The sequence below is a fragment of the Paraburkholderia nodosa DSM 21604 genome (assembly GCF_000519185.1).
GTDB lineage: Bacteria > Pseudomonadota > Gammaproteobacteria > Burkholderiales > Burkholderiaceae > Paraburkholderia > Paraburkholderia nodosa.
Window position 1 is genome coordinate 417,597 of sequence record NZ_JAFA01000001.1, and the last position, 12,888, is coordinate 430,484.

Annotated in this window: 10 protein-coding genes; 5 read left to right on the forward strand and 5 right to left on the reverse strand. The window is 66.2% G+C overall.

The genetic code is table 11. The features are described 5' to 3' along the window. Positions 1–84: 84 nt before the first annotated feature. Complete coding sequence (gene hmgA / locus A3CW_RS0101915) at positions 85–1,434, forward strand: homogentisate 1,2-dioxygenase (RefSeq protein ID WP_035512138.1); 1,350 nt, start codon at positions 85–87, stop codon at positions 1,432–1,434. Then, positions 1,431–2,744: a fumarylacetoacetase gene (fahA, locus tag A3CW_RS0101920; RefSeq protein WP_028202062.1), complete on the forward strand. Its 1,314-nt coding sequence runs from the start codon at positions 1,431–1,433 to the stop codon at positions 2,742–2,744. The genes hmgA and fahA overlap by 4 nt, the downstream gene beginning before the upstream one ends. A gap of 76 nt (positions 2,745–2,820) precedes the next feature. Here fahA and A3CW_RS0101925 read toward each other — a convergent pair whose 3' ends face one another. Continuing rightward, positions 2,821–3,978, reverse strand: coding sequence for an MFS transporter (locus A3CW_RS0101925; RefSeq protein ID WP_028202063.1), 1,158 nt, complete (start codon positions 3,976–3,978; stop codon positions 2,821–2,823). 112 nt (positions 3,979–4,090) lie between these two features. Continuing rightward, positions 4,091–5,275: an MFS transporter gene (locus A3CW_RS0101930; protein ID WP_028202064.1), complete on the reverse strand. Its 1,185-nt coding sequence runs from the start codon at positions 5,273–5,275 to the stop codon at positions 4,091–4,093. A gap of 350 nt (positions 5,276–5,625) precedes the next feature. Here A3CW_RS0101930 and A3CW_RS0101935 point away from each other — a divergent pair, with 350 nt between their 5' ends. Next, a complete protein-coding gene (locus A3CW_RS0101935; protein WP_051481111.1) occupies positions 5,626–5,895 on the forward strand; it encodes a hypothetical protein in 270 nt (89 codons plus the stop codon). 77 nt (positions 5,896–5,972) lie between these two features. Here A3CW_RS0101935 and A3CW_RS0101940 read toward each other — a convergent pair whose 3' ends face one another. Next, the gene (locus A3CW_RS0101940; RefSeq protein WP_245623511.1) at positions 5,973–7,790 is read right to left on the reverse strand and encodes a winged helix-turn-helix domain-containing protein; all 1,818 of its coding nucleotides are present in this window, start codon (positions 7,788–7,790) and stop codon (positions 5,973–5,975) included. A gap of 252 nt (positions 7,791–8,042) precedes the next feature. Further along, entirely contained in the window at positions 8,043–8,852 is an 810-nt protein-coding gene (locus A3CW_RS0101950) for a crotonase/enoyl-CoA hydratase family protein (protein ID WP_028202067.1), read from the reverse strand. Between the two features lie 118 nt (positions 8,853–8,970). Here A3CW_RS0101950 and A3CW_RS44860 point away from each other — a divergent pair, with 118 nt between their 5' ends. After that, a complete protein-coding gene (locus A3CW_RS44860; RefSeq protein WP_154677829.1) occupies positions 8,971–9,501 on the forward strand; it encodes a plasmid fertility inhibition factor family protein in 531 nt (176 codons plus the stop codon). Between the two features lie 111 nt (positions 9,502–9,612). On the opposite strand, the gene A3CW_RS44865 is transcribed toward A3CW_RS44860, so the two are convergent. Beyond that, a complete protein-coding gene (locus tag A3CW_RS44865; protein ID WP_051481115.1) occupies positions 9,613–10,575 on the reverse strand; it encodes a LysR family transcriptional regulator in 963 nt (320 codons plus the stop codon). A 586-nt stretch (positions 10,576–11,161) separates the two neighbouring features. Between A3CW_RS44865 and aspT the strand changes: the two genes are divergently transcribed. Then, positions 11,162–12,844, forward strand: a complete 1,683-nt coding sequence (gene aspT, locus A3CW_RS0101965) for an aspartate-alanine antiporter (protein WP_028202068.1) — start codon at positions 11,162–11,164, stop codon at positions 12,842–12,844. Positions 12,845–12,888: the final 44 nt, after the last annotated feature.

Below are 12,888 nucleotides of genomic sequence, written 5' to 3' on the forward strand. Positions count from 1 at the left end.
CCTAATTTCACTAATCGTAATCAGTTTTACCATTCGTAAATCGCGTGACGTCATGTCATGACCCGAGAACGTGGAGAGACAGCAATGAACGCACCTTTGCGGCACCCAACCGAAGTCCAGCACGGCTACATGAGCGGCTTCGCCAACGAATTCGCGACCGAGGCGCTGGCGGGCGCGCTGCCCGCAGGCCAGAACTCGCCGCAGCGCTGCGCCTATGGCCTGTACGCCGAGCAGCTCTCCGGCACCGCGTTCACCGCGCCGCGCTCGCACAACCGCCGCACCTGGTTCTACCGGATCCGTCCGGGCGCCGTGCATCAGCCGTTTGTGCCGGTCACGGCGCGCCTCGATGTGAATGGCGCGCCGCGCCTCGTCGCCGATTTCGGCGACGTGCCGCCCACGCCGCCCAACCAGCTGCGCTGGGACGCGCTGCCCATGCCTACGGAACCCACCGATTTCATCGACGGCTGGGTGACGATGTCGGGCAACGGCTCGGCGGCCTCGATGAGCGGCTGCGCGATCCACCTGTACGCGGCGAACCGGCCGATGGTGGACCGCTTTTTCTACAACACCGACGGCGAGCTGCTGATCGTCCCGCAGCAAGGGCGTCTTGCCATCCGCACGGAGATGGGCCGGCTCAACGTCGAACCCTTCGAGATCGTCGTGATCCCGCGCGGCGTGCGCTTCACGGTGGATCTGCCCGATGGCGAAGCACGCGGCTATATCTGCGAGAACTTCGGCGCGCTCTTGCGTCTGCCGGATCTCGGCGTGATCGGCTCGAACGGCCTCGCGAATCCGCGCGACTTCCTCACGCCCGTCGCCGCGTATGAAGACCGCGAAGGCGAGTTCGAGCTCGTTACCAAGCTTAACGGCCAGCTCTGGCGCGCCGACATCGGCCACTCGCCGCTCGATGTGGTGGCGTGGCACGGCAACTACGCGCCCTACAAGTACGACCTGCGCCGCTTCAACACGATCGGCTCGATCAGCTACGACCACCCCGATCCTTCGATCTTCCTCGTGCTGCACGCGCCCACGGACACGCCGGGCGTCGACTCGATCGACTTCGTGATCTTCCCGCCGCGCTGGCTCGCGGCCGAGAACACGTTCCGCCCGCCCTGGTATCACCGCAACGTGGCGAGCGAGTTCATGGGCCTCGTGCACGGCGTGTACGACGCCAAGGCCGAAGGCTTCGTGCCGGGCGGCGCGAGCCTTCACAACTGCATGTCGGGTCACGGCCCGGATGCCGAGACCTTCGAAAAAGCCTCGCATGCCGACACCACGAAACCGCACAAGGTCGGCGACACGATGGCGTTCATGTTCGAGACCCGCACGCTGATCCGCCCGACGCGCTACGCGCTCGAAACGAGCCAGTTGCAGGCGCATTACTACGAGTGCTGGCAAGGCCTCACGAAACACTTCAATCCGGAGCAGCAATGAACAGCACCATGACGGACGAACTCAAGGCAACGCTCGACGCGAGGCGCAAGAGCTGGGTCGAGAGCGCGAACGACGCGCAGTGCGACTTCCCGATCCAGAACCTGCCGTTCGGCGTGTTCAGCGATACCAGTAACGCAACGGCGCGTGTGGGCGTGGCGATCGGCGACCTCGTGGCCGACCTTGCGGTGCTGCACGAAGCCGGGCTGCTGCGTCTGCCCGCGGGCGCGCAGCAGGACGTCTTTGCGCGTGCCGCGCTGAACGACTTCATCGCGCTTGGCCGCGAGACGTGGCGCAGCGTGCGCGTGCAACTTTCGTCGCTGCTTGCGCGCGAAACGGCCGCGCTGCGCGACGACGCGGCGTTGCGCCAGCGCGCCTTCGTGAAGCTCGCCGACGCGAAGCTGCATCTGCCCGTGCAGATTCCGGGCTACACCGACTTCTACTCGTCGAAGGAGCACGCGACGAACGTCGGCTCGATGTTTCGCGATCCGAAGAATGCGCTGTTGCCGAACTGGTCCGAGATGCCGATCGGCTATAACGGCCGCGCTTCGTCGGTGGTGGTGAGCGGCACGCCGGTGCGCCGCCCGAACGGCCAGTTGAAGCTACCCGATCAGGATCGCCCGGTGTTCGGCGCGTGCCGCAAGCTCGATATCGAGCTGGAAACGGCCTTCATCGTCGGGCGCGGCAATGCGCTCGGCGAGCCGATCGCGTGCGAAGACGCCGAGGACCACATCTTCGGCATGGTGCTGCTCAACGACTGGAGCGCGCGCGACATCCAGCAATGGGAGTACGTGCCGCTCGGGCCGTTCAACGCGAAGACCTTCGCTTCCACGATCTCGCCGTGGGTTGTGACGCTCGACGCGCTGGCGCCGTTCCGCGTCGCGCAGCCGGTGCAGGAACCGCAGCCGCTCGACTACCTGCGTCACGAGGGCGACCACGCGTTCGACATTTCGCTCGAAGTGCTGATGCGCCCCGATGGCGCGGCCGAGGCGACGACCATCGCGCGCACGAATTTCCGCCACATGTACTGGTCGATGGCGCAGCAACTCGCGCATCACACCGTGGCGGGTTGCAACACGCGCGTGGGCGACCTGATGGGTTCGGGCACGATCTCGGGCCCGACGCCGGACTCGTTCGGCAGCCTGCTCGAACTCACGTGGAACGCGAAGAATCCGCTCGAACTGAAGAGCGGCGGCACGCGCGGCTTCATCGAAGACGGCGACGAACTCACGCTCGCGGGCTGGTGCCAGGGCGATGGCTATCGCGTGGGCTTTGGTGCCTGCGTCGGCAAGATTCTCCCGGCTCTGAAGTAACCACGCCTGGGACGCAGCAAGCAAAATGGCCGATGCGCTTTGAGGGCGCATCGGCCGTTTTTCGTTCGTGCTCGCGTTATGCGCGCGCTTGCGCCAAACCGCGCGAGCGCTCCCAGCGCAGTGCGCCGAGAAACACCAATGCGCCCGCAAACAGCACCCACAGCATGGCGTCGCGGCCCGCGTGCTCCATCAGTGCGCCGGTGACGATCGGGCCGCCGAAGCTCGCCGCGCTCCACGCCGCGCTCACGAGCGCGCTCGCGGAAACGAGCGCGACGCCCTCGAAACGCTCGCCGCAGGCCACGATGGCGAGCGTATAAATGGAGCCCGCCGCCGCGCCCAGCACGAAGAGGAGCGGCCAGCGCAGCCAGGGCGTATCGACGACGAACGGCAACAGCGGCAGCAGCACCGCGACGATCACACCCATGAGCGCATGCACGCGCTCGCGGCCGAGCCGGTCGGCGAGCCAGCCGATGGGGAATTGCATGGTCGTGTCGCCGAGCAGCACGACCGAGGCGAACAGCACGGCCACCTCGGTGTCGATGCCGTGACCCATCGCGAATAGCGGCAACAGCGACAGCGCGAGCGTATCGAACAGCGCGAAAAAGCCGGTGGCGACGATGAGCGCGGGCATTTTCGGCATCACGTGACGCCAGCTTCCGTGCGGCTCGTGCATGTCGGTTTGCTGCGGACTCGAGCGGATCGCCGCGAGCATCGGCAGCGCGATGAGAAAGAGCGCGCCGCAGATTGCGAAGCGCCACGCCGTATAGCCCGCGATCTGGCTCACGAGCACCGGACCCGACATCTGGAACAGCGTGAACGTGGTCGCGTAGATGCCCACCACGCGGCCGCGGTTCGAATCGTCGGCGAGTTCGTTGACCCAGGCTTCACCGATTGTGAAGAGCAGCATGAGCGCCGCGCCGCAGAGCATGCGCAGGAGCGCCCAGAGCCACAGGTTGGCGCTTGCCTGCATCAATGCGGTCGCGACGGCCACGGTCAGCACCGAGCCGACGATCACCTGGCGCGAGCCGAAGCGTGTGGAGATCCATGCCGTGAACGGCACGACGGCGAGGCCCCCCAGCGCCTGGGCGGCAGTGAGCAGGCCGACGATGGCGGTCCCGTAGCCGGCGTCGGTAAGGGCGAGGGCAGTGAGCGGAAGCGTCGCGCCGGAGCCGAGGCCGACCACGGCCACGCTCAGGATCAGCGCGAGAAAGTCGCGGGTGAGGACGGTTTTCATCGGGCGAGATGCTACTACGTGCGCACGAAAATCGCGGCGCAGGCGTGTCTCAGGTTGAGCACGCGCGACTCAGTGCAATACGAGCCCGCCCGTGCCCGCATCGAGAAAAGCATCACGCGCAGGAAGTCGGCCCGGATACCGCCACGCGACGGCGCGCGCGCCGGTCGATCTGCGCCGAAACCAGCGTGAGCCCAAGCGCCGCGAACGCGGTGACCACGCCCACCCACGGCAGCGCCGTGAGCGGCGCGCCCGCGCTGATCGCCACGCCCCCAATCCAGGCGCCGCCTGCATTGCCGAGATTGAACGCGCCCTGGTTGAGCGTGGAGGCGAGGTTGGGCGCGTCGCTCGCGCGGTTGACGATCAGTATCTGCAACGGCGGCACGATCGCGAACGCGAGAATGCCCCACACGAAGATCGTCGCCATGGCCGCGATGGGGTCGTGCATCGTCAGCGAAAACACGGCGAGCACCACGGCGATCATGGCGAGGAACGTGAGCAGCGAGCGCATGAGCTTCCAGTCGGCGAGCTTGCCGCCCAGCGTGCTGCCTACCGTGAGCCCAAGGCCGAACAGCAGCAGCACGAACGTGACTTCATGCGGCGAGAAACCGGTCACGTCTTCGAGAATCGGGGTGATGTAGGTGAACACCGCGAAGAGGCTGGCCGAGGCCAGCACGCTCATGCCGAGCACCATGAGAACCTGCGGGTTCTTCAGCACGCCGAACTCATGCACGAGGCTCGCCTTCTGCATTTCGATCTTCGCGGGCAGGCACACCTGCAGCGCCGCCGCCGCGAGGATGCCGATGGCCGTCACGGCCCAGAACGTCGTGCGCCAGCCGGCGATCTGGCCGAGCGCCGTGCCGAGCGGCACGCCCAGTACGTTGGCGAGCGTCAAGCCCGTGAACATCAGCGCGATGGCCTGGGCGCGGCGGTTCGGCGCCACGAGGCCAGCCGCGACCACCGAGCCGATGCCGAAGAACGCGCCGTGGCAGAACGCGGTGACGATGCGCGCGGCCATCAGGATCGAGTAGTTCGGGGCGAGCGCACACAACAGGTTGCCGACGATGAAGATGCCGATCAGGCGCATGAGCGCCTGCTTGCGCGGCACATTGGCGATGGCGATGGCGACGATGGGCGCGCCGATCGTCACGCCGAGCGCGTAGGCCGAGACGAGCATGCCCGCGGCCGGGATCGAGACGCTCAGGTCGCGCGCGACGTCGGGCAGCAGGCCCATGATGACGAATTCGGTGGTACCGATACCAAAGGCGGCTACGGCAAGGGCGAGAAGAGGCAAGGGCATGGCGTGTGGTCGGCGCAGGACGGCGGCGGGCCTTAAGCGCGAAGCCGTTTTATTTAAGTCAACGCGGAATTGTACTGAAACCTGACACAACGCATACGGCACGCTTTTCAATGCTGTTGGGAAAACAACAGCTTTTATTGCCGGCCCCTGTTCACCGTTCCTTCACATTTCTTGACGATTTCTACAGGTTACGTGCATGGCGCAACGCGCTCGCGGGCAGCACGATACCCACACGATCCAACGAGCAAAACAGTCCGCCATCCGGTCCGCCCGCCGGCGGGCACCGCCCTCGCGTCGTCCGTCCCGCGCATGACGGAACCGAACTTGCGCAACCCTCCTGGAGCGATGACATGAACACGATGACCGCAGTACGCATCGTGGTGGCCGCAGCGGCCGCCTTATTCGCAGGTAGCGCACTGGCGCAATCGCAGAGCGACGACCCGACGCAACAGGCCGGCATGCCGCCGGCTGCGCAGGACGTGGGCGGCTCACCGATGTCGACAGGCGCTTCGGGCGCGCCGATGGCGCTCACGCACGCGCAGGTCTATCAGGACCTGGTGCGCTCCGAGCAATCGGGTCAGCAAAAGGCGCTGAGCGAAGGGCTCTATCACGGTAACTGAGACGGCAACGAGTAGACAGGAAAGACCCAGCTATCAGGACGGCGACCCGACGCGCTCTCGCAATCTGCGCCAGGCGCTCAGCGTGTCGGGCCGCCGCCAATATGTTTTTCGATGCGCCGCATGCGCCCCGTCGGACGCCAGGGCGCGAACCATGGATTCGTGCGCAACTCGCATAGCCGCGAACTGCGCTCGGCCAGCGCCGTTTCGAGCCAGCGGAACATGTCGTCGGGCTGCGCCAAGCGCGCGTAGGCCTCGGCGATGAGCAGCGGCGAGGTGTACCGGGCCCGCCGCCGCGTGAGCAGGTCCTCCAGATACCAGCGCAGCACCGCGTCATAGCCGCCCGTTTCCCAGCGAGCGCGAATGATGGTCGCGCGCGCTTGCTGGTTGCAGCGTTCGAGCGCCTCCACGGTGGCATCCACGGCCTGCGCGTAGAGCTTTTTCACTTCGAACGCGGTAGCGAGCAACTGATAGACGAGCGGCGGATGGTCCATGTGCCCCGGCGCGAGATATTCGCTGACGACTTCCGCATGCCTGCCGGACATCACCATGCCGAACGCGCGCGACCCCTGGAACGCCAGCGGATCGATGCGCTCGGCGCGCTCCATCGCGGCGTCGCCTTCCGCGCGGCGTCCCGCCGCCACCAGCATGCGCGCATAGAGCCGATGCGCCTCCGGGTAACTCGGATTGCGCCGCAGGGCTGCCTTGAAGCCGGCCTCGGCCTGGTCCCAGTCCCAGTCGTAAAAGTAACGCACGGCCGCGAGCGCGTGATGCGCCTCGGGCAGGTCCGGGTCGAGTTCGAGCGCGCTTTCGGCAAGCGAGCGCGCGACCGGCCAGCCGTCGTCGGGCGCGACGAAGCCGTGCACCACCGTCGATCCGTAGTAGTTCGAAAGGCCCGTGTAGCCGAGCGCATAGCTCGGGTCGTGCTCGAGCGCGGCCTCGAAGTAGGTGCGGCTGCGCACGAAGTCTTCGCCGTCGATGCCGTGATGCGCGCAAAAGCCCGCTTCGAAGTGCACGCGGCGATACCAGAAGAAACGCCCGCGCACATACGCGTCGTGCGCGGCGGGATCGACGGGCAGGCGCCGCTCGAGGCGCGTGCGCTGCTGCTCGGAAAGCGTCGACGCCAGGTTCTCGGCGAGCGCCGCGACCGCTTCCTTGAGGATGTCGAGTGCGCCTTGCGTGGCGCTTTCGTGCGCGCGACTCCAGATCTGCGCTTCGTCGGCGCAGCGGATCAGACGCGTGAGGATGCGGGTTTGCTGCCCCGCGCGCGTGAGCGAGCCTTCGAGCACGTAGTCGAGCTTCAACTCGCGCGCGATCTCGCCGATGCTCTTTTGCGTCGCGCGGTAGCACGCTGCCGTGGTGCGCGCGATCGTGAGCAGGCGCTCCGGGTTGAGCGCGCCGAGCGTGACCGAGATCTCGTCGGCGAGCGCGCTGCACAGGCTGTCCTGGCTCGCGTCGCCTGTGTGGTTGGCGAACGGCAGCACCAGCATGCGTACGGCGGCCAGCGTGTGCTCGCTCTCGCGCGACGCGTGCGGGTCGCGCGCGGCAGCCGGCGCATCGTGAGCGTCGGCGCGTGGAGGCAGGATACCGTCGAACCGGTAGCCCTTACCCTTTACCGTGATGAGGTGACGCGGAGTGGCGGGGTCGTCGGCGAGCGCGATGCGGATCTTGCGGATCGCCGTGTTCAGGCCGTTGTCGGTGTCGCGAAAGGGGTTGCCGGCCCACAGCCGGTCGACGATGTCCGCGCGCGAGATCAGTTCGCCGCGGCGCGAGGCAAGCAGGATCAGGAGATCCATGGGCAACCGCTCCAGCTTGACCGCAGTACCTTCTCGGCGCAACTGGTACCGCTCGACGTCGAGTTCGAAGTCCGCGAAGCGGATGATTCGATCCGTCGGCATCAGGTCTCTCCCGTGATGCGGCATCAGGGAAGGGGGCGCCGGGGCGGTTCGTCTGAAGATTGCCGTTAGACGCAGGCGTACTCAGCGTCATGACACATGGCGGCAGGGGCGGGGGCAGCGGCGCGGATCAATTTCAATGTAGTGGGTCGCGCGCGCGCCTTCAAGCGTCAAGCGCTGCGCACGGTGGCCATCTAGAAGTCGATCGGCTCAATCGACCGTCGCGAGGTTCGCGTGCGATTTTCGTCTAGCTGACTACGGTTCGCGTGGATCGAGCGGTTCACCGTGACGGCCCGCGCCGGCCGCGAAGCGCCCCGCGAGCGCGAGCCCTTCGTCGAGCACCGCGCGATAGCCGAGCGCGCCTTCGCGGCGCAACGCCTCGGCGGTGTCGGGCAGCATGCTGTGCTCGAGCGCCGAGCGGCGGTCCGCGAGCAACGCCGCCTGCGGCAGCGCTGCGAGTTGCGCGGCCAGTTGCCCGGCGGCCTCGCGCGCGCCGCCTTTTGCGACCACACGATTGGCGAGGCCGAATGCGAGGGCTTCCTGCGCATCGACGGCGCGCCCCGTGAGGATCAGATCGAGTGCGCGCGACAGGCCGATCAGGCGCGGCAGGCGCACCGTGCCGCCGTCGATGAGCGGCACGCCCACGCGGCGGCAGAACACGCCGAGCACCGCGTCTTCTTCGACCACGCGCAGGTCACATAGCAGCGCGAGTTCGAGCCCGCCCGCTACGGCATAGCCAGAAATCGCCGCGATCACGGGTTTGCTGAGCGACATGCGCGTGGGGCCGAGCGGGCCTGGGCCGCCGCCGTCGGCGTGGATTTCATTGCGGCGTTCGGGGTCGGCGAGCGCGGTGAGATCCGCGCCCGCGCAGAAGGTGCCGCCCGCGCCGTACAGTACGCCCGCGAGCCACGCGGGATTTTCTTCGAAGCGCGTAAAGGCGGCAGCGAGTGCGTTCGCCACGGGTCTGTCGATGGCGTTGCGCTGCGCGGGGCGGTCGAGCACGAGAATTGCTACACGTTCCTGGGCTTCGATGCGGACATGCTCGCCGAAGGTTTCAATCGTCATGTGTCAGTCCTCGATGCGCCCCGCATTCGTCATAAAAATTTAATGGCTCATCCGTAGCTTAGGCCGGTTTCATTTCCTGAACTACGTTTTCCCCACCGCACGCATGCAATCGACGTCCATGTCCAGCATCACCTCCGTTTCGGATTCCTCGCCGTATCCCGTTTGTGGGCCCTTGTGGACCGTCCCGTTGCCCGACCACGACGCGTATGACCATGTGCGCTTCAAGCGCGTCTTCACGACCGACGGCACGCGCCACGTCGTCGTGATCGTCGATCTGCACAGGCTGCTTCTCTGCGCCGACCGCGACGACACCGACTATGTGCTCAAGCCCGTCGAAGACTGGCATAGCGGCAAGATTCGCGGCATTCGCGAGTTTCTCGATCCGGACAACGAGCGCGTGCCGCAGATGCCCTATGTGACGATCAGCAAACGCCGCGTGGCGGGGCTGGCCGGATGGTTCGGACTCGCGCACGAGGGCGTGGTGGCGTTTCGCAATGGCCAGCATCGCGCGCGCTACCTCGCGTGGGCGGGGGCATTGTGGCTACCCGTGGAAGTGCACGAGCGCGAAGCGGCATTGCTGCGCGAGCTGTGCGGCGCGGGCGACGTGGGCGTTCTGGTTCCGGTCGACGGCAGCTCGCCCCGGCTTTGATGCGCCGTCGCCGCGAACGGCATGTTCGCTAACGGCGCGCTCGCTTGCCGGCATGTTCTCAAACAAGCGGGCGCACGCGCGACGCACATACTACGCGCGCCCGATGTGGGCTCACGCCACGCTCAGCGGCCGGCTCGGTGCGCCAGTGGCACTCGCCGGCATGGGCGATGCATGACGCGCATGCTCGAAATGCTCGACCGTGTAGTCGACGAAGCGGCGCGTCTTCGCGGGCAGGTACTGGCGGCTCGGATAGACGATCGACATGCGCGTGTCGGGATCGTCGATGTCGTAGTCGGGCAGGAGCCGGCGCAAGGTGCCCGCGGTGAAGTCGTCGGCGACGAGCGGCGCGGGCACGATCGCGACACCCATGCCGGCCAGCGCGGCGAGCCGCACCATCAGCATGTTGTTGACGGCGTAGCCGGGCTGCAGCGTGACCTGCTGGGCGCGCTCGCCGGGCTTCGCGAACTGCCACGTCGCGCTGCGTTCCTCAGGAGGCAGCGCGACCGCCGCGCACTGCGCGAGCTGCTCGGGCGTATGCGGCTCGCCGTGCTCGGCGAGCCACGCGGGAGCCGCGCAGGGGACGAACATCGTGGTGCCGAGCGCGCGCTCCACGCACTCGCCGTTGCGCGTGGGCGTAGCGCCGACGATGCCCACGTCGAAGCCGTCTTCCATGACATCCACGGGCCGCTCGGCGATCGTGAGTCGCACGTTCACGCGCGGATACAGACGCCGGTAACCGTCGATGAGCGGCGTGAGCGTGGCGAGCGAGAGCGCGCCCGCCGCCACCACGCGCAGCGTGCCGCTCGGCTCGTTTTCCGTGTGCGCCAGTGAGCGCTCCAGATGATCGAGTTCCTCGAGCACGCAACGACAGCCTTCGAGGTAGCGCTGGCCTGCCTCGGTAAGCGCGAGATTGCGCGTGGTGCGATTGATCAGGCGTGTATTCAGGTGCGCCTCGAGCATCGCGACGGAGCGCGTGACGAGCGCGTTGGAGACGTCGAGCTGCTGCGCGGCGCGACGAAAGCTCTCGGTTTCCGCAACCCTGACGAAGACGCGCATGGCGTGTATCTGGTTCATGTGTAGCCTCGTATGCTCGATGCATGGACCGGTTGAGGGGCGCCGCAACGGCTGGCGAAGTTGAGGATCGAAGCGGTGTGTCGCGTTGTTATGGTCAATGTGCTTCGAATGAACGACTGCGATCGGCGACTGCGGGAATCTAACAAAAATAATATTGACAGTCGGTGAGAATTACAATATCTATCTCAACACACTGCATCATTTCTTGCTTGTAAAAGATTCAATCCGCAATCGGCATGTATTGAGTGAGGAATGTGTTGTGCGTTTTTGTCACTATCGAATTATTGTGCGTTGCAGATAACGTGTTTGCGTAATTCGCGCAAGCAACGGATATCTGTCAGAACTGCCAGATTCATGGCGGATCCACCTTTGCCTGCGGCCGATTGTGGGTCATTGCGGTCTGGGAATTCCTCGTAATTTACATGCCGGCATTAAGCGTGCATTGATTCTTTTGCTGCATGAGGCAATTATTTCGCATGGAAAAAATAACGACCGGCATTAGCATTGAATGTTATTTAATGTGCATTGCTGCTCGTTTTTGAGCATGCTTTCGGGCTCACTAAAAACGTAAATCGGCAGACCAGACATGATCGTCGAATTGCTGAAGTCGCAACCCGAGATTGCCCTGTTCGTGAGCCTCGCGCTCGGTTATCTGATCGGTTCGATCCGCTTCGGGCCGATCTCCCTCGGGGGCGTGTGCGGCACGCTGATCGTCGCGCTCGTGCTCGGGCAAACCGGCGCGCGCATCTCGCCGGACCTCAAGAACATTGCCTTCGCACTCTTCATCTTCGCGCTCGGCTTCACGGGCGGTCCGCAGTTCTTCGCGAACGTCGGGCGCGGCTGGCGCTACGGACTTCTCTCGATCGTCGAGATCGTCTCGGTCATGGCGCTCGTCATGATCGCGGTCGTCGTGATGAAGCTCGATGCGGGCACCGCGGCGGGCCTGCTCGCGGGCGCGGCGACCGAATCGGCCGTGATCGGCACGGCTTCCGAGGCGATCACGCGGCTCGGCCTGACCGACGCCCAGGTGAGCACGCTGCAGGCGCACATCGTGACCGCGTACAGCGTGAGCTACCTGTTTGGCCTCATCGCCATCGTGCTCTTCACGAGCCAGATTGCCCCGCTGATCCTGCGCGTGAACCTGCGCGAAGAGGCCGCGCGCCTGTATCGCAAGCTCGGCGGCGACGGCGCGCTCGACGAAGGGCAGCGGCTCGCGCTTGCGCCGCTCGAAGGTCGCGCGTTCAAGGTGGGTCCCGCGGCCGGCGCCGCAGTCGCCGCCTTCGAGGCGCGCTTTGGCAACAACGTCACGATCGAGTACGTACTGCGCGACGGGCGCCAGCTCGACGCCGACGCGCAGTCCGTACTGCAGCCGCGCGACATCGTGCTGATCGCCGGGCGTCGCGAAGCCGTGATCGAAGCCGCAGGCAGTCTGGGCGAAGAGATGCCGGGCGAGGGCTTGTTCAAGCTGCTCGCCAAACGCGTGGACGTGATGGTCACGCAGCGCGACGTCAACGGCCTCACGCTCGCGCAAATGCGCGAACGCGCCGCGCCGGAAGCGGGCCGCGGCATCTACGTCGGCGCGATCACGCGGCTCGACACCACGGTGCCCGCCTTGCCCGGCATGGTCGTGCATCGCGGCGACGTGCTGACACTGGTCGGCACGCCCAGCGACGTCGCGCGCGGCGCGAAGCGTCTTGGCTACGTGATCCAGCAGACCCAGAAGACCGACTTCGTCTATCTGGGCCTCGGCGTGCTGGTCGGCATGATGATCGGGCGTTTCGGCGTGAACGTGGGCGGCGTCACGCTGGTGCTCGGCACGGGCGGCGGGTGTCTGCTCTCGGGTCTGTTCTTCGGCTGGCTGCGTTCGCGTTACCCCGTGGTGGGCTCGCTGCCCTCGGCCGCCGCGCAGGTGCTCAAGGACTTTGGTCTTGCCACCTTCATCGCGGCCGTCGGGCTCTCCGCCGGCCCCGACGCCATCAAGCTCGTGCGCGAGTACGGTCTTGCGCTGCCGCTCGCCGGCATTCTGATGGTGCTGATTCCCGGGCTCCTTTCACTCTGGATCGGGCACATGTTCCTCAAGCTCGAGGCGCCGATGCTGCTCGGCGCGATTGCCGGTCAGCAGTGCAGCACGCCGGCGATCAGTGCGCTCGTCGGCGTAGCCGGCAACTCGACTCCCGTGATCGGCTACACGATCACCTACGCGCTGTCGAACATCCTCTTGCCGCTCATGGGTCCCGTGGTGGTCGGGCTCGCGGCGAAGTTTGGCTGACGACTTTTGGCTGGTGTTTTCGGCTCGACCTGGCTGGCGGTGTT